This window comes from Luteitalea pratensis (assembly GCF_001618865.1).
GTDB classification, from domain to species: Bacteria; Acidobacteriota; Vicinamibacteria; order Vicinamibacterales; family Vicinamibacteraceae; genus Luteitalea; species Luteitalea pratensis.
The window spans coordinates 6,415,436-6,431,510 of the sequence record NZ_CP015136.1; the positions used below are offsets into that span (position 1 = coordinate 6,415,436).

17 protein-coding genes are annotated in these 16,075 nt (G+C 67.4%); 2 read left to right on the forward strand and 15 right to left on the reverse strand.

Annotation, left to right across the window (positions count from 1 at the left end; genetic code table 11):
- Positions 1-71: 71 nt before the first annotated feature.
- The 3 genes from LuPra_RS27055 to LuPra_RS27065 are packed head-to-tail and all read right to left on the reverse strand — an operon-like array spanning position 72 to position 1,425.
- A complete protein-coding gene (locus tag LuPra_RS27055; RefSeq protein ID WP_157899740.1) occupies positions 72-818 on the reverse strand; it encodes a glycoside hydrolase family 43 protein in 747 nt (248 codons plus the stop codon).
- Positions 803-1,039, reverse strand: a complete 237-nt coding sequence (locus LuPra_RS27060; RefSeq protein ID WP_110173649.1) for a hypothetical protein — start codon at positions 1,037-1,039, stop codon at positions 803-805. Before LuPra_RS27060 ends, LuPra_RS27055 begins: the two co-directional genes overlap by 16 nt.
- The gene (locus LuPra_RS27065; RefSeq protein ID WP_237050722.1) at positions 1,036-1,425 is read right to left on the reverse strand and encodes a winged helix-turn-helix transcriptional regulator; all 390 of its coding nucleotides are present in this window, start codon (positions 1,423-1,425) and stop codon (positions 1,036-1,038) included. Before LuPra_RS27065 ends, LuPra_RS27060 begins: the two co-directional genes overlap by 4 nt.
- Positions 1,426-1,589: 164 nt before the next feature.
- Between LuPra_RS27065 and LuPra_RS27070 the strand changes: the two genes are divergently transcribed.
- Positions 1,590-2,546: a ring-cleaving dioxygenase gene (locus tag LuPra_RS27070; protein WP_110173650.1), complete on the forward strand. Its 957-nt coding sequence runs from the start codon at positions 1,590-1,592 to the stop codon at positions 2,544-2,546.
- Positions 2,547-2,556: 10 nt separating this feature from the next.
- On the opposite strand, the gene LuPra_RS27075 is transcribed toward LuPra_RS27070, so the two are convergent.
- From LuPra_RS27075 to LuPra_RS27115, 9 genes are all read right to left on the reverse strand, one after another.
- Positions 2,557-2,856 carry a hypothetical protein gene (locus LuPra_RS27075; protein ID WP_110173651.1) on the reverse strand — a complete coding sequence of 100 codons (300 nt, stop codon included), beginning with the start codon at positions 2,854-2,856 and terminating at the stop codon, positions 2,557-2,559.
- Positions 2,853-3,374, reverse strand: coding sequence for a hypothetical protein (locus LuPra_RS27080; RefSeq protein ID WP_157899741.1), 522 nt, complete (start codon positions 3,372-3,374; stop codon positions 2,853-2,855). Before LuPra_RS27080 ends, LuPra_RS27075 begins: the two co-directional genes overlap by 4 nt.
- The gene (locus LuPra_RS27085; protein WP_110173653.1) at positions 3,367-4,401 is read right to left on the reverse strand and encodes a threonine aldolase family protein; all 1,035 of its coding nucleotides are present in this window, start codon (positions 4,399-4,401) and stop codon (positions 3,367-3,369) included. The genes LuPra_RS27080 and LuPra_RS27085 overlap by 8 nt, the downstream gene beginning before the upstream one ends.
- 179 nt (positions 4,402-4,580) lie before the next feature.
- Entirely contained in the window at positions 4,581-5,648 is a 1,068-nt protein-coding gene (locus LuPra_RS27090; RefSeq protein WP_110173654.1) for a DUF3500 domain-containing protein, read from the reverse strand.
- A 151-nt stretch (positions 5,649-5,799) separates the two neighbouring features.
- Positions 5,800-6,012: a cold shock domain-containing protein gene (locus tag LuPra_RS27095; protein ID WP_110174894.1), complete on the reverse strand. Its 213-nt coding sequence runs from the start codon at positions 6,010-6,012 to the stop codon at positions 5,800-5,802.
- Between the two features lie 254 nt (positions 6,013-6,266).
- Positions 6,267-6,716, reverse strand: coding sequence for a CoA-binding protein (locus LuPra_RS27100; RefSeq protein WP_110173655.1), 450 nt, complete (start codon positions 6,714-6,716; stop codon positions 6,267-6,269).
- Positions 6,717-6,865: 149 nt separating this feature from the next.
- Entirely contained in the window at positions 6,866-7,807 is a 942-nt protein-coding gene (locus LuPra_RS27105) for a hydroxypyruvate isomerase family protein (protein ID WP_110173656.1), read from the reverse strand.
- 119 nt (positions 7,808-7,926) lie between these two features.
- Positions 7,927-9,330, reverse strand: a complete 1,404-nt coding sequence (gene fumC, locus LuPra_RS27110; RefSeq protein ID WP_110174895.1) for a class II fumarate hydratase — start codon at positions 9,328-9,330, stop codon at positions 7,927-7,929.
- A gap of 61 nt (positions 9,331-9,391) precedes the next feature.
- Positions 9,392-9,865 carry a hypothetical protein gene (locus tag LuPra_RS27115; protein ID WP_110173657.1) on the reverse strand — a complete coding sequence of 158 codons (474 nt, stop codon included), beginning with the start codon at positions 9,863-9,865 and terminating at the stop codon, positions 9,392-9,394.
- A 51-nt stretch (positions 9,866-9,916) separates the two neighbouring features.
- Between LuPra_RS27115 and LuPra_RS27120 the strand changes: the two genes are divergently transcribed.
- Positions 9,917-11,695, forward strand: coding sequence for a hypothetical protein (locus LuPra_RS27120; protein WP_110173658.1), 1,779 nt, complete (start codon positions 9,917-9,919; stop codon positions 11,693-11,695).
- Between the two features lie 165 nt (positions 11,696-11,860).
- Here the strand turns inward: LuPra_RS27120 and LuPra_RS27125 are convergent, their stop codons facing one another.
- The 3 genes from LuPra_RS27125 to LuPra_RS27135 all read right to left on the reverse strand — a co-directional run bounded on the left by LuPra_RS27125 (position 11,861) and on the right by LuPra_RS27135 (position 16,069).
- Entirely contained in the window at positions 11,861-12,298 is a 438-nt protein-coding gene (locus LuPra_RS27125) for an NIPSNAP family protein (RefSeq protein WP_234800577.1), read from the reverse strand.
- Between the two features lie 186 nt (positions 12,299-12,484).
- Positions 12,485-15,664 (reverse strand): TonB-dependent receptor, encoded by a 3,180-nt coding sequence (locus LuPra_RS27130; RefSeq protein WP_157899742.1) that lies wholly within the window; start codon positions 15,662-15,664, stop codon positions 12,485-12,487.
- 99 nt (positions 15,665-15,763) lie between these two features.
- Positions 15,764-16,069, reverse strand: a complete 306-nt coding sequence (locus tag LuPra_RS27135) for a hypothetical protein (protein ID WP_110173661.1) — start codon at positions 16,067-16,069, stop codon at positions 15,764-15,766.
- Positions 16,070-16,075: the final 6 nt, after the last annotated feature.

Genomic DNA, 16,075 nt, shown 5'->3' on the forward strand with positions numbered 1-16,075 from the left:
CCCATGGCGCTACGGGTCGTACGGGCCATCCCGGGCTCCAGCATACGCGCAGCCCGTGTGTATCGAACGGCTCAGCGATCCAGCGGGTCGGCAATGGAATGAGGCACTGCGAAGGCCGTGCCGTGTCGCATCCCGTCCGGGAATGCCACGTCGGCGACCGGCGTGAACGTGCGGAAATCGCGCGTGTCCATCGCGCCGTACCGCTTGCGCGTGTACTCGTCGTAGTAGATCCGCCAGACGTCGCCGAGTCGCAGCACCGTGGGTCCCTCGACCCAGTCGGGCGTGAACGCGGGCGAGGCGCTACCGAAGGGACCGGCCATGTGCGCCGCCGTCGCGACCCTGAGGTGCTTGCGCGGCTCGGGATACCGCGTCACGTCCTTCATGACCAGGACCGCGCGATCGCCGTCCTGCACCACGACCCCATCGATGACGCTGAAGCCGCCGTCGTAGAAGAGGCGGGCCGGCGACCACGTCGTGAAGTCCTTCGTAGTAATCGCGTACAGGCGATGGTTGAGCCGACCACCCTGGCGCTCGTCGCCGCCCTGGGCCGTTTCCGGAAAGCGGCCGTGGATCGTCGAGGACCACACGACGAGGTACTCCGCCGCGCCCGAGTCGTAATGGATCTCCGGTGCCCACACGTTCTGGACACCCGGCGTACCGTCCAGCACGGGCACGAAAGACTGCGGGCTCCACGCGCGGAGATCGGTCGAGTGCGCGACTCCGAAGCCCTGGTCCCACCAGCCCGTCGTCCAGACCATGTGGAACTGCCCGTCCGGTCCTCGCACCACGCTCGGATCGCGCATCAGCTTCGTGCCCACCGTGGCGCAAGGAGCGCACGGCCGTCGGCGACCCGTCTCCATCGAGCCCCATCCTCGCTGCGCGCCAGGTGCAGGCCGTCCTCTCCGTTCCCGGTGAAGTAGCTGAAGAGAAACACGTCGGGTTGCTGCGCCTGCCCGCTGGTCATCGCCGTTGCGACGATCAGGACGAGCAGGAGGAAAACGGAAGCGGAGACGCGAGACCGCTGCACGAGTGACGTCATGACGCGCGGGACTCCCTTGCCGCGCGGGCCGCGCGGCGAACCGACTGGACACGATCCTTGCGCAGGTGTTGGCGGCCCCATTGCTCGATGGCGCCGACGACGGGTTGGAGGGCTGCGCCGGCGGCGGTCAGCGAATAGAGCGTGCGGGGCGGTGTGGATGTTTCGACGCGCCGAGCGAGCAGGTCGAGACGCACGAGCGTGTCGAGCCGCTGCGCCAGCGTCGACGGATTGCAGCCGCCGATCGCCCGCGCCAGTTCGTTGAAGCCCATCGGGCCTTCCATCAGCACATGCACGATCTGCATCGTCCACTTGCCCTGCAGCACGGCAATGGCATCGAGCACGGGGCAGAAGGGATCGGTGTGCGCAACAGTGCGGGAACGGGCCACGCCACCAGCCTAGCAGATGGAAGCGCCATATTCCATAGCTACTTGCTTTTTAATAGCGACTGCGCGATACTCTTGTTGCGGCCACGGCCCGCGACGCGGGCGCGCCTGACGCGGGCGCGCGGGCCCGCTCCTCTCCATCGAGGAGTCGCCGCCAGGACAAGACCATGCAGAGCATCACCGGCTTGCACCACGTGACGGCCATCGCGGGACCGGCGCAAGAGAACCTCGACTTCTACGCGGGCATCCTCGGGATGCGCCTCGTGAAGAAGAGCGTCAACCAGGATGATCCTGGTACCTATCACCTGTTCTATGCCGACGCCGCCGGCCATCCCGGCACGGACCTGACGTTCTTTCCCTGGTCGCACATGGCCCCGTCGCGGCAAGGCCACGGCCTGGCCACCGAGGTGCAGTTAACCGTCCCGGCAGGGTCGCTCGACTACTGGGGCGAGCGGCTCGTGAAGTACGCCGTCAAGGTGGGGGCTATCGAGGCGCGATTCGGCGACCGCGTCCTTCCCCTGACCGACCCGCACGGCTTGCAGGTCGCGCTCGTCGAAGCCGCCGACACGACGACGCGGGGGTTCGAGCCCTGGGCACACAGCCCGGTGCCGGTCGAGCGCCAGGTGCGCGGCCTGCATGGCGCCCGCGCGTGGGAACGGGACCGGGCCGCGACGGCGTGGTTCCTGACCAGCGTACTCGGCTTCTCCGAATTCGCCAGCGAACAGGGCTGGACACGGTACGTGCTGGGTGACGGTGGTCCCGGCCGCGTGCTCGACCTCAAGGAGACGCCCGAGGAGCATCGTGGTGCATGGGGCACCGGCAGCATCCATCACCTCGCATGGCGCGTGAACGACGACGCGCACGAACTCGCGGTGCGCAGCACCATCGAGGCGACGGGCCTGCGGCCGACACCGGTCATCGACCGCTTCTGGTTCAAGTCGGTGTACTTCAAGGAGCCGGGCGGCGTGCTCTTTGAACTCGCGACCGACGGCCCCGGCTTCGCGGTTGACGAGGATCCGGCGCACCTCGGCGAGACCCTCGTGCTGCCGCCGTGGCTCGAGGCCCAGCGCGCCGGGATCGAGCGCGCCGTCCCGACCCTGGCCTATCCGCCGGTGCTCGCCTGATCCGGATCGGTCAGATGGCGCCCATGCTCCGGAGCCACTCGAAGTACGGCTCCGGAAGCACCTTCCATGCGCCGTCGACCTTGCGCAGCCGGAACGGCACCTCGATGCTGCCGAGCAGGCCGACATACGCGACTTCTTCCGAAACCGCCCCGGCGACGATGCGGGTGCCGACAGGCATCCGCACGACTTCCGCGTCGCGGGCCCTGGCCACCGGCATCTCCACGCACAACAGCGCGACATGGCCACGGTCGGCCCCCGCCATCGAATTGTTGCGGGTCAGTTCCTCGACCGCCGACGGCAAGTAGGTCACGCCTTCAATTCGTCGGTGTCGCGATTCATGATGTGGAACATGAAGCGCTTGACGATCATCGGCGGCGTCGCGTCCTGGAGATTCGCGTCCTGCTGGAGGCGCTCGGCGACCCAGTACCGTGGATCGACCCTCCAGCCGGCTGTCGATCGGACCTCCACCACGGGCACGAGGCTGCCACCGAGCTGCGTCCGATAGACGATGCGCGTGCCCACCGGCGGCGCCTTGCCGTCGTCGACGGGCTCGCCCTCGAACAGGGGCGGGAGTCGCGTCGACAATTTCACGCGCGCCAGCTGTTCGTCGATGCGCGCCCGCTCGTCACCTGACGGCGGTGACGGCCGCAGGATCGCCTGTACGCCGTCGACGGGCAGCGTCACGTTGGCAAACGCAGCGGCATTGCCGAGCAGCAATGAAGACAGCGCCTCGTAGGCTACGGCTTTCGGATCGTCAGAGGCGGCTGCCGTAAGTGGCTCGCCCGACACGAGCACCGCCAACGCAGCGACTGTCGCGATGTCACGCATCCGCTCCACACAACTCGGCCAGGATCTCGGCCGCCTCGACGCACTGCGCACAGGTCACCTCCAGATGAGTGACAACGCGCAGCGTGCGCGGCCCGAACGCAATCAGCCAGACACCGCGCTCGCGCGCACGGGCCACGACCGTCGCCGCATCCGGACCACCCGGCTCGAGGTGGAACACCACGATGTTGGTCTGGACGGTCGCGATGTCCAGGCGGACTCGCGGTGACTGCGCCACGCGCTCGGCGATCAGCCGGGCGTTCGCGTGATCGTCGGCCAGCCGATCATAGTGGGAGGTGATGGCGTAGCTGCCGGCCGCGGCGAGCAGGCCCACCTGGCGCATCGCCCCGCCGAACATGCGTCGCACTCGCACGGCACGCGCGATCAACTCACGCGGACCCGCCAGCAGCGACCCGGCCGGCGCGCCGAGCCCCTTGGACAGCGCCGCCCACACGACGTCGAATGGCTGTGCGAGCGCGGCGGGCGTGGTGCGCAGCGCCACGGCAGCGTTCCAGAGCCGCGCGCCATCGAGCAGCGTCGCGACGCCGTGCTCCCGTGCGGCGGCGCAAATGGCCGTGGTCCGGTCCGGCGTCAGGACGATGCCGCCGGCGCGATTGTGGGTGTTCTCGACCGAGACGAGCGTTGTGGGCGGGTACAGCATGTGTCCACGCGGCTTGCGGGCGGCCAGGAACTGCTCGGCGGAAAACGATCCAGCCTCGCCAATCTCCGTGAACTGGATCCCGGAGTTCGCCGCGCCAGCACCCGCCTCGTGCCAGACCAGGTGACTCTCCCGGCTCACGATCACGTCGTCGCCCGGCTGCGTGAGGAGACGAAGCGCGACCTGGTTGGCCATGGTGCCCGTGGGCAACCAGAGCGCCGCCTCCTTGCCGAGCAGTGCCGCGCCCTGATCCTGCAGCGCGTTGACCGACGGATCCTCGCCAAATTGATCGTCGCCGACCGGCGCAGCCGCAATCACCGCTCGCATCTCCGGCGTCGGCCGCGTCACGGTGTCGGAGCGGAGATCGATCAAGGACGGAGGAGAGAGGACGGAGGAGAGAGGACGGAGGAGGGAGGTAGGACGGAGGAGAGAAGTGAGAAGAGGGCGGAAGGGAAAGAGGGAGAAGGACAGCACGGAGGACGCCGCAGTGACGTGCCTCGATCCTCTGTCCTCCGTACCTACCTCGGTTTTCCGTCCTCCGTCCTCGGTCCTCAGTCGTGTTTCACGCTCGCGAGGTGCTTGCGGAGGAGGTCGCCGCCGAAGTCGTGCTCGGGGTCGCGCCACATGCTGTGGATGTGGTTGGCGTCGTTCTGGCTGTTGTCGTATTCGATCAGCACGCTCGGCCCGTGGATCCGGTAGTAGTGCTTCTTGCCGACCTCGAGGCTGCCGGCCCAGGCGAAGTACAGCTTGTCGAAACCGGCCTTCTCGATGCGGGCAAGCTGCGCCGAGCGCTGCGGCGCGGGGAAGCGCGAGGCATAGACCTCGAGCAACTTGCGCAGCTGCGCCTTCTGTGGCGCGGTCATCGCGCCGGCGGCGACGCCATCGAACTGCGCGATTTCCGCCTTCGGCTTGTTGGTAGTGACGATGTCGTTGGTCGTTTCGGGCGCGATCACGACCTTCGTCTTCTGCTCGGCACTGAACAGCGCCATCAGCGCGCGCGCCTCGTCCTCTTCGTCCTTGAGGATCCGCAACCCCATGCTCGGCCCAGACAGGACCTTGGCCGGGTTGGAGCCGAAGAAGAGTGGCGCGACGATGTCGCCGTCCTTGCCGAGGTGCGTCGCGTTCACCGAGAGGTGGTGACCCTCGAAGCGCCAGGCCCAGTAGCCGGCACTCGACGGCGCGCCGAACACCGCGGTGTAGTAGAGGCCCGGCTGGCGACGCATGTAGTTGGCGACGCCCTGGCCCTTCTCGATCTCACGGAGGATGTCTTCGTGCGCGATGATCGAGCGGGCCGTTGCGAAGCCGCTCTCGCTGAGCCCCGATCGGAGCAGCGACAACGCCTGCGCCTTCTGCGGATCGGTGAGCTCCTCGAGCGGCACGCCGGCGCGGACGATCGGGATGTAGTTCAACGTCGTGCGGGCCTCGTGATCGAGGGGCAGCACGCCCTTGTCCTTCGCCGGTCCCGACAACGCGGCGACAAGGGCCTCTGCCGCGACGGTGCTGTTGGTGACCGCAGGACTGGCTTTGCCGGACGTGGCGGGTTGTGCCGTGGAGGGCCGCGAAGTGGCAGCCGCAGCTGCCGCTCCGATGAGCAGGGCGGTAACGAGCAGGGCGCGCATGGGAGTGCGCGCATATTACTCCGGGAACCGGGCACCGGGTACCGGGTACCGGGTGACGCATCGGACATCAGGCCTGACCAATGACCAATGACCAATGACAAACGGCCGGACCGCTTGCGCGATCCGGCCGCTGGTACTGCAGCGCAAGAGCCTAGCGGCCCTGGCGGACGACGTTCTCGGCCGCCGGTCCCTTGGCGCCCTGGACGATGTCGAACTCCACCCGCTCACCCTCGACAAGAGTCTTGAAACCCGTGCCAGCGATGGCGCTGTGGTGCACGAAGCAATCCTTCTGGCCGCCCTCGGGGGTGATGAAGCCGAAGCCCTTGCTCTCGTTGAACCACTTGACGGTACCGGTTGTACGCATGTCGAACTCCTCGTTCGGTAATCGGAGCACCGCCATGCCACACGGACCGACCGACTACTGATTTTCTGTCGTGCATACTCCCCCACGACGGGGGCAACCGCTGCGCTCGGACGGTTGCGGGCACTCAATGCAAAAGGCCTGGCGAACTTCCCAGGCCTTCTACAAACCTTGGACTGTCACGCCCTGCTGGACGTGTCGCGCAGGGCAACTATACACGTCCGGGGAAGTGTGGCGCAAGTGCCAAATTCAGCTCGTCAGTGGCGTGCGATTCCCCGGAAATCCACCATCAGGCAACGGTCCTGGACGACCTGGATCCCCGCCTGGGCCAAGCGCTCGGCGACCGCGTCGTTGCGAATCCCCGATTGGAACCACACCGCCCGCGGCGCCCGCGCGATGATGTCGTCGACGTGCGCCGGGATGTCCTCCGAGCGCCGGAACACGTCCACGAGGTCGAGCTGGCCGGGCACGTCGGCCAGGCGCCGATAGACCGGCTCGCCCAGAATCTCGGTGTCCTCGTGGCCGTGAACCACGACCGGCACGATGGTCAGCCCCATGTCCTGCAACGCCTGCGGGACGTAGAACGCCGCCTTGTGCGATTGCGACGCCGGGCGCATGCCGAGCACGGCGACGCGGCTGACACCCTGCAGCAGCGCCCGGACCTCGGCAGGAGTGGTGAGCAGGTGGCGACGCCAGTCGTCGGACATGCCTCACGGTACGTCAGACCTGCGGGCGCGACCTACTCGGCCGCACGTGAGCGAAGGAGCAGCCCCGCCCTGCTGCCGGCGCCACCGGCCCGGCCCGAGTCCGGGCAGCGCATTGGCTGAAGTCCGGCGGCAAGACCGGCGCTCGGTGATCAGAACGTATCGGCGGCCACGTATGCGTCGATCAGCTTCTGCTCGCCTTCCCTGCCCGGGAAGGCATTGCCGTGCTCCATGCCGAAGATGAAGTCGCGGTTGTCGGCCTGCATCTTCTCGTGGGCGTGCTTGAAGATGTTGCGGTAGTTGACCTCGCCGGTGCCGGGCTCCTTGCGGCCAGGGTTGTCGCCGATCTGGAAGTACCCGATCTCCGACCACGCGTAGTCGATGTGAGGGATCATGTGCCCCTCGTTGCGCTGCATGTGGTACATGTCGAACAGGATCTTGCACGCCGGCGAGTTCACCGCGCGGCAGATCATGTACGTCTGGTCCGAGGTCCGCAGGAACTGATCCGGATTGTCGCTGAGCGGCTCGAGGACCATCACGAGGTTGGCCTTCTCGAGCACGTCGACACCGGCGCGCAGCGTGTCGATGACGTTGCCGTGCTGCAGGCCGATCGGCAGCTTGCGCTCGAAGGCTCCCGGCACCACGGTCATCCACTTGGCGTTGCATCGCCTGGCGACTTCGACAGCCGCCTCGCACGCCTTGCGGAACTGCGCCGGGTTCTCGGGCTTGCCCGTCGTGAACCGGTCGCTGTTGTTGCCGCCGGTCTGGATGACGAAGACTCCCATCTGGATGCCGAGCCTGGTCATTGCCTCACCGAGCTGCGCCTGCAGCTCCGGCGTGCGCCCCATCATCCCGTTGTCCTCGAGCGCGGTGAAGCCCTGGTCGGCCATGAACTTCAGCTGATCGAACAGGTCCTTGCCCGCGGAGTTCTCGAACATGCCGAAGTGCGGGGCGTACTTCAGCTTGAACTTGCGAGCCGAAGTCGCTGCCGGAGGCCTCGGGGCAGGTGCCGTGGCCCCCTGGCCGTGGACTGTCCCAGGCAGACCAAGGGCCGCCGTCATCGCGGTCGTGTGTAGAAAAGCGCGTCGATCCATCAGCAATCGCTTTCGTGAATGGCCCCGTACCCGGCACGTTGCGCCCCGTACCCGTTACCCGTTACCCGGCACCCGTTACCCGTTACCCGGTTGCATGACTGAATGCCGCGGATTGTACGTCAAGCCTTGCTGGGCCGCGTCATCTCCACCGGGACGATCCACTGCTCGTACTGCTCCGCCGTGACGTCGCCAGACGCGAGGGCCGCCTCGCGCAACGTGAGCCCCTTCTTCTGGGCATGCTTGGCGATGGCCGCGGCCTTGTCGTAACCGATGTGGCGATTCAACGCCGTGACCAGCATCAGGTTGCGCCCGAGGTTTTTCGCGATCTGCTCGCGATTGGGCTCGATGCCCCTGGCACAGCCCTCTTCGAACGCCAGGCACGCGTCGGCAATGAGCGCGATGCTCTCCAGCACGTTGTGCACCATCACCGGCTTGAACACATTGAGCTGGAAGTTGCCCTGCGTGCCGGCAAACGCCACCGCGGCATCGTTGCCGAACACCTGCACGCACACCATCGTCATCGCCTCGGACTGCGTCGGGTTGACCTTGCCGGGCATGATCGACGACCCGGGCTCGTTCTCCGGGATGAACAGCTCGCCGATGCCGCAGCGCGGACCGCTCGCCAGCCAGCGCACGTCGTTGGCCATCTTCATCAGCCCACCCGAGAGCGTCCGCAGCGCCGCCGACGTCTGCACGAGGGCATCGTGAGCCGAGAGCGCGAAGAACTTGTTGGTGGCCGAGCGGAATGGGTAGCCGGTCGCTTCCGAGATGTAGTGGGCGGTGCGATCGCCGAACTTCGGGTGGGCATTCAGGCCGGTACCGACCGCCGTGCCGCCGATGGCGAGGTCGTAGAGCCCGGGCAACGACTGCCGCACCGACTCGAGCCCGAACTCGATCTGCGCCACCCACGCGCCGATTTCCTGGCCGAGCGTGATCGGGGTCGCATCCTGCAGGTGCGTCCGGCCGGTCTTCACGAGATCGGCGAAAGCCGTGGACTTGGCCGCCAGCGTGTCGCGCAACCTCCCCACCGCCGGCAACAGCCGCTGCTGCAACTGCTCCACGACGGCGATGTGCATGGCCGTCGGGAACGTGTCGTTGGACGACTGCCCGCGGTTGACGTGATCGTTCGGGTGGACGCTCCGATCGACACCGACCGTACCGCCGCTCAGCGCCACGGCGCGGTTTGCGATCACCTCGTTGGCGTTCATGTTCGACTGCGTGCCCGAGCCCGTCTGGAACACGACGAGCGGGAACTGCGAGTCGAGATCGCCGGCAATCACCTCATCGGCAGCGCGCACGATCTGATCGGCCACCGCCCCTGGCAGTTCGCCGAGCTCGACATTGGCCTGCGCCGCCGCCTTCTTGAGGATGCCGAGGGCGCGGATGATCGGCCGGCCCCACTGAAAGCGGTCCACGCCAATCGGGAAATTCTGGATGGACCGCTGTGTTTGCGCGGCCCAGTACACGTCTGCGGGCACCTCGATGGGGCCCATCGAATCCTTCTCGGTTCTGGTCTTGGTCATGGCGTCGAGCGGCACTCCCTGCCGTCTCTCAAGGATATGGCAGGTGCGACATCCGGACTCGTCAGGCGCGCGGGGCGCGGGGCGCAGATGCGCGCGCCTTACCGCGCTCGCTGAGCGCCCGGGACGGATCGCGTCGCAGTGTCGAGATGTACTCCACACGCCTGAACCGGAGCGCGGACCAGTCCTCGTCGATGGCGACCTGCCTGACCGGCTCGAAGCCGGCCGCGCCGAGCGATGCCCAGCCGGTATCGCGATTGAACTCGCAGATATAACGCTTCGACGTGCCCTTGGGATAGGCGAGCCACAGGAGGGCGTCACCGTCGAGGCGGGGCGCCACATCGCGCGCCACCTTTTCCACGGCGGCCAGCGTCGTCGCGAAAACGACAGCAAACGCCACTGTTCCTCCGGCCGGAAGCTTGCGCAGGACGCGCACGGTGCCGAGCGCTGCAAGATGCGTGTCGAAACTCGCTGGGGCGTCGAGGACCACGATCGCAGCCTGGTCCTTCAGGTTGAGTTTCTTGAAGAGGTCGCTCATGGCTGCGTCAGCGTAAACCACTCCGGATGAGTCATCACGCACAATGGCGCGATGCGCCGCGTCCTGCTCGCCGCCACCGTGATGTGGCTGCTGGTCATGGTCTCCCTGGCTGCGCCCCGTCGCGTCGGCGACGCGAGCGAGTACGTCGCCATGGCGGGGCGCCTCGCCGACATGGGCGCTCCCACCTTCTCGGCTCGCGACATGGCCGCGTTCACGGCAGCGTGGGCAGGCACGGGAACCGGATTCGAACTGCAGACACGGCAACTCCCCGAATTGCAGGGACACGACGGACGGTGGGACATGCCCCACATGTGGCTGTATCCGCTGCTGTCGGTCCCGTTCGTGTGGATCGCCCGGATCGCGAGCGTCGGCGATCCCTGGGGACTGGTGGCACTCAACGTCTCGATGGTCGCCGGCCTGCTCTGGCTCGCCGCACGCCGTGGCGCGGGGCCGTGGACGCTGACGCTCTTTGCCAGTCCGCTCGTGTGGTGGCTGGACAAGCCGCTGGCCGACCTGCTGATCGCCTGCGCCGTCGGAGGCGCGACGCTGCTGTGGCCGCATCCAGTCAGCCTCGTTTTGCTGGGCCTGGCGGCGGCGCAGAACCCGGCCCTGCTGGTGGGCTGCGTCGTCTTCGGCCTCTGTGCGCTCACTCAGGATCGAAGCCGCATCGCGTCGAGACGCTGGCAGCTCGCTGTCGCGATTGGGGCCGCGGGCGCCGTCATTGCACCGATCTACTACCTGTCGCGCCTCGATCGCCTGTCGCCTCTCACGAGTTACGCTGCCGCGTCGTGGCCATCGCTGACGTCGCTGCTGTTTCCGCTGGCCGACGTCAACATGGGCGTGCTGCCCAGATTTCCGCCCGTGGCCCTCGTCGTGATGGTCGCACTGCTGCAGCGGCGTGGGTGGCGTGAGCCCGCAGCACTTCCCGCCGCACTGACCGGCGCCGCCCTGCTCCTGGTCATCAGCCAGCAACCCAACATGAACCAAGGCGGCAGCCCCGATCTCTCGCGCTACATCGTCTGGCTGCTGCCGCTGGCACTGCCGTGGCTGCTCGCGCTCGATCGTTCGGCACGACAATCCACACGCATGACAGGCACACTCGTCCTTGCCGTCACCGCGGTATGGACCGCGATCGCATTCCTGCCCTCGCGACCCGAAAGCTATCGCTATCCGACACCGTTCGCGACGTGGGTGTGGACCCAGCACCCGTCATGGACGATGCCGCGCGCCGAGGCGTTTGGCGAGCGCACATCGCATCGCGAGCCGGCGATCGTTCCCACAGCCACGCCGAACTGCGAGAAGGTGCTGCTGTTCGAGGGTCGGTGGCCGTCGAACTGCCCGCCCTCGACGTCACCGCCGCCGTCATGTGCCGCACCCGGCACCTACTGCTACGCCGATCGCGTGACCGGCGAGCCTCTCGTGCCGCGGCAGTTCACCGTGATCGGCCCGCTACCGCAGTACGGGCCCGTCATGAATGATCGGACATGGCCCAGCGGCGACGCCAGCGGACAGTGGATCGAGTCTCGCGTCCGACACCTGTCGAGCGGTGAGCAGGCATCGGCGCCGGCCTCCGTCCGCGGCGCGTGGAGTGTGGCGTGGACGCAATCGTGGTCGTCGGATCGCGCGCTGGTGGTGTACGTGCGCGACGCAGGACAGGGCGCCCAAGTGGCCATTCGGAATCGTGGGCCACTCCTGGGCCTGATCGAGACCGTGGATGGCAGGGTGTTCCAGCGGCTGATGCTCGAAGCGACGACCGATACGCCGGCCACGATCGAACTGCCGGCCGCACCGCACCTGCTGGTCTCGCTCTGGCCCCGACCGGGGCCGTGAGCGTTTCGGCCGTTCGGTGGGGCCAGCACCCGAAACGCATGGGCTCTGGGGTGTAGCCGCGGGACTTGTCCCGCGGGCAGCGCGCCGGACAAGTCCGGCGCCTACGAGATTCGTTGGAGTCCGGCGGCTACGCGTCCCGGACGCGTCTGCGTTCGGCGTTCGGCGTTACTTGATCTTCGAGTAGTCGGTCGCGTCCATGTAGACGCTTTCCGGGGCCTTCTCGAGGATCTTGCCGTTGACTTCCGACGCGTCGCGCACCTTCTGCCACTCCGGATCGGCGCCGAACGCGGCCCAGTTCTTCTTCGCCGCCTCGCGGCTCTCGTGCGCGATCACGTAGATGAGGGTGTTGCTGTGCGCCGGCTCGTCCTGCGGCACCCAGTAGCCGATGTTGGTCATGCCGTGGGCCTCGAACAGCTTCGTCGTGTGATTACGAAAGCGCGTCTGGAGGTCCGGCAGCTTGCCTGGCAGCGTGTAGTACGTGCGCAGTTCGAACACCTTCTGGCCGGATCCCTGCGCGGCCAGGTCGGCGCGCGAGAACTGGCCCACCACGTAACCGGCGGCGAACATCAGGGCAAGGGCGAACAGCGAACGGTTGAAACGCATGAGGCTCCTCGTGACAGTCATCCGGGCGGTCGGGTCAGCACCGGCGAGGCGGCCGGAAGACGCCTCGCCTGTCGATCGTCAGCCGAGCTCGCGCAGCGAGTGGAGGCTGACTAGAGCCGGCGAGGCGGCCGACGGCCACCTCGCCCGAACATTGTCAGCCGAGCTCGCTGTGCGAGCGGAGGCTGACTAGAACGTGAAGCGTGCCGCCAGCTGGAACTGGCGCCGCGAGAAGGCCGACAGCGACTGCCCGAACGTGGGCCGGTCCACGAAGCTGTCGGGTAGCTGCAGGTTGGTGCGATTCAGCAGGTTGAACCCTTCCAGCCGCAATTCAAGGTTCTTTGACCCGCCGAGCTCGAGCCGGCGCGACAGCACGGCATCCACCGCAGCATACCCCGGGCCGATGAGGGCGTTGCGTCCGGCGTTGCCGTACGTGTACTGGGGCGCGATGACAAACGAGCGGCCCTCGTAACTGACCACGCGTGCGCCCGCCGGCGGTGTCGTGTCCGTGACCTCGTTCGGCCGGTCATAGGCGAACGTGCCGCCGCCGGTGTTGCCGCTGTTGCTGTTGTCGAAGCTGACGCGCGGCGTGAACGGACGGCCCGACTGCACCGACACGACCCCGGCCACCTGCCAGCCGCGGCCGAGTGCGCCAGAGCCCATGTCTGGAATCACGTACGAGCCGCTCAAGACGCCGCGGTGCCGCACGTCGAAGTCCGAGAGACCCCACTCCGCGGCGAGGTTGCGGCTGTCCTGCGGCGTGTTGTCGTTGCCGTCGGTGGCCAGGAACGCCGACTGGTCGTCCATCGACTTGGACCATGTGTACGACGCGCGGAACATCAGCCGACTGCCGGAGCGGCGCACGGCGCCCACCTGGAGCGCATGGTAATCCGATGTCGCGCCCGACTCTACCATCAGGATGTCGCCGTACTGCGGCATCTCGCGCCGCGGCGGGAACGGGCCGGGCCCGGGCAGCGCCTGGTTGATGTTGCGCTTGCGCACGAGCGCATGGCCGAACGATCCGACGTACCGGGCGTCGACGGTCGTCTTGGCAAACGCATGCTCGACGCCCAGGCTGAACTGGTGCGCGTAGGCCGTCCGCATGTCCTGATCCAGCGAGTTGTACGTGGGCTGCGTGCCGATGGCCTGCCCGGGGAACGGGTTCTCGAGCGTCAGCAGACGCAGTTGCGACGGGAAGTAGAGGCCGATGGCGAAGTACGGTGGGTTGAAGTACAGCGCCGACGTCTCGATCAGCGTGCTGACGTTGTAGAACAGCCCGTAGCCGCCCTGCAGCATCGTCGTGCCCATGCCGGTCAGGTCGTAATTGAAGCCGATGCGCGGTGCGACGTTGTTGTAGTCGGACGCGATACCTGACCGCGGCACGCCGTTGGTGCCGACCTGGACGATCTGGTTCGTATCCTGGTCGAAGATCCGCATGCGGTCGTCGGCATCCACGGGCGGCGAGTTGAACTCGTATCGCAGCCCCATGTTCACCGTGAGCCGCGACGACAGTCGCCAGTCGTCCTGGATGAACGTGTTGATCGACCAGGTGCGCAGCTTCTGCGGGTTGTCGTTGGTCCCCAGCAGCGACAAGCTCGGATAACCGAGCAGGAGGTCCGCGAACGGCGCGCCCGAGATCGCCCCTGCGAACGTGATTTGCCCGCGCGCGAAGAGGTGGTTGAGACCATCCGACTTGTAGTGGCGGAACTCGCCACCGGTCTTGACATGGTGCCGCCCGAACTGTGCCGTGAGCGTGTCCGCGAGGTGAATGGTGCGCGTGCTTCGGAGCACGGGCAGGTTCGGGTCGTCGCCGAGCGTTTCGTAGCCACTGACGACGAACGTCGGGTACCCCTGGTCCACCTCGGGCAGCGACGGGCCGGTGATCCCGAGCGCCGCGTACGCATCGGTGCCGGCATTGGTCGGCAGGCTGTCCCGCTTGAGCGCGTTGACGCCGAAACGCAGTTCGTTGACGACGCGGCTCGAGATCGCCTGGTTGAAGCCGGCCGCGAAATTGTGCCCCTGATCGAGCACGGAGGTGCCGAAGGTCGGCAAGTTGCGCGCACGAGCCGGGAACGGCAGGTCGCGATCCTCCCGGCCGAAGGTGTAGCGCACGTGGAACGGCTTGTCCTGCCAGCCGTTGTGGTCGGTCTTGATCGTGAACTGGATCGCGTCGCGTCGGCCCTCGGGCGAAGAGACGTAGTTGGCCGAGCCGCTGCCGGAGGTGTTGGCCCGCGGGTAGAGGTCGGCGGTGTTCAGGCCGGCCGCACTCATGCGGGATGCCGGGATCATGTTGCCCGGGAAGGGCTGCTGCGTGAACGGGTCGATGATCGGGCGGCCGAAGGTACTGAAGTCGCCGGCGCGTTCCGCGTCGGTCGGCACGCGCGCCAGCCGGGTGTCGGCCTCGTTGGCCTGGATCGCCTCGACGTTGAAGAAATAGAACGACGGGAAGCGACCGAGGGGCCCGCCGATCGTGCCACCGAACTGGTGCTTGCCGAGCGAGGGCTTGTCGGTGCCTTCGGGGAGGAACGCGGGGCGGGCGTCGAACGCCTCGTCGCGAAAGTACTCGTACGCCGACCCGCGCAGCGTGCGCGTGCCAGACTTGATCACGACGTTGACCTGCGCGCCGGCACTACGTCCGTGCTCGGCGTCGTAGGTGCCCTGTAGCATCGACACTTCCTTGACCGCATCGAGGCTCGGGTTGACGACGAGGCGATTCAGGAACAGGTCGTTGTTGTCGACGCCGTCGAGCAGGAAGTTGTTGGCGGCCTCGCGCGAGCCGCTGTTGTTCAGGCCGGTGTTGCCCTGCGTGGACAGGCGCGATCCCGGTGCCGGCGGCGCCACGCCGGGAGCCTGGAACGTGAACTGGATGACGTCGCGCTCGGACACCGGGACCGTGACCAGCGTCTCGCCCTCGAACACCTCGCCGACGGCGCCGCTCCCGGCACGCAATGTCGTGAGGTCCGCGCTCACCACGACCTGCTCGGTGACCTCGCCCGGCACCAGCACCACGGCGACCGTGCCGCGGACGCCCGCCTGCACCGCGATGTCGCGGACGATCTCGGTCTTGAAGCCGTCCCGGCTCGCCTGCAACGTGTACGTGCCCGCCGTGAGCAACGGGATCACGAGCAACCCGGATGACGACGTCGTGCCCTCGCGCATCAGCGCGGTCTGCTGGTCGGTGAGGGTGATGGTGACGTCTGGGAGCCACGCGCCGCTCTGATCGCGCACCTCGACAAACAGGGTGGCCGCCATGGTCTGTGCCATCGCGGGCACCGCCGGCGGGGCCAGCAGCGAGGCAAGCAGGCAGAGGCACGCGCCCCACCGGGGGAGAGACGAGATTCGGGCATGCCGGCTGGCACCGCCGGTCATTGTGCGAGGAAGATGTTGGTCGGACACGGTCACGATCACAGGGATGCCGCCGGCACCCGGTCCGTCGCCCGGGTCACGCCGGCAATCCCACGGAAAACCCTAGCTGCCGGGAGCACGCTCGAGGAATGCGAACAGGTCCGAGATCTCCTGCATCGTCAACGTGTTCAGCAGCCCCTCGGGCATCGGCGACACCTTCGCCGCCGCGCGGGACTGGATGTCCTTGACGGCAAGCGTCACGGGCGGCGCGCCGACGGGCTGCACCACCACCTTGTCTGCGGTCTCCGACACTATCACGGCGGCGACGACCTTCTTGCCGCGGGTGACGAACTCGACCGCCGTCCACTGATCCGAGATGCTCTCGGACGGCGTCAGGATGGTTATCGCGTTGCGCCGGAACGCTATCACAACGCC

What these genes read in the sequence shown, in the direction of transcription:
- LuPra_RS27130 (WP_157899742.1), bottom strand. Translation starts at nt 15,664, where the DNA reads ATGACCGGCGGTGCCAGCCGGCATGCCCGAATCTCGTCTCTCCCCCGG.
- LuPra_RS27060 (WP_110173649.1), bottom strand. Translation starts at nt 1,039, where the DNA reads ATGACGTCACTCGTGCAGCGGTCTCGCGTCTCCGCTTCCGTTTTCCTC.
- LuPra_RS27115 (WP_110173657.1), bottom strand. Translation starts at nt 9,865, where the DNA reads ATGAGCGACCTCTTCAAGAAACTCAACCTGAAGGACCAGGCTGCGATC.
- LuPra_RS27120 (WP_110173658.1), top strand. Translation starts at nt 9,917, where the DNA reads ATGCGCCGCGTCCTGCTCGCCGCCACCGTGATGTGGCTGCTGGTCATG.
- LuPra_RS27105 (WP_110173656.1), bottom strand. Translation starts at nt 7,807, where the DNA reads ATGGATCGACGCGCTTTTCTACACACGACCGCGATGACGGCGGCCCTT.
- LuPra_RS27095 (WP_110174894.1), bottom strand. Translation starts at nt 6,012, where the DNA reads ATGCGTACAACCGGTACCGTCAAGTGGTTCAACGAGAGCAAGGGCTTC.
- LuPra_RS27070 (WP_110173650.1), top strand. Translation starts at nt 1,590, where the DNA reads ATGCAGAGCATCACCGGCTTGCACCACGTGACGGCCATCGCGGGACCG.
- LuPra_RS27090 (WP_110173654.1), bottom strand. Translation starts at nt 5,648, where the DNA reads ATGCGCGCCCTGCTCGTTACCGCCCTGCTCATCGGAGCGGCAGCTGCG.
- fumC (WP_110174895.1), bottom strand. Translation starts at nt 9,330, where the DNA reads ATGACCAAGACCAGAACCGAGAAGGATTCGATGGGCCCCATCGAGGTG.
- LuPra_RS27100 (WP_110173655.1), bottom strand. Translation starts at nt 6,716, where the DNA reads ATGTCCGACGACTGGCGTCGCCACCTGCTCACCACTCCTGCCGAGGTC.
- LuPra_RS27125 (WP_234800577.1), bottom strand. Translation starts at nt 12,298, where the DNA reads ATGCGTTTCAACCGTTCGCTGTTCGCCCTTGCCCTGATGTTCGCCGCC.
- LuPra_RS27080 (WP_157899741.1), bottom strand. Translation starts at nt 3,374, where the DNA reads ATGCGTGACATCGCGACAGTCGCTGCGTTGGCGGTGCTCGTGTCGGGC.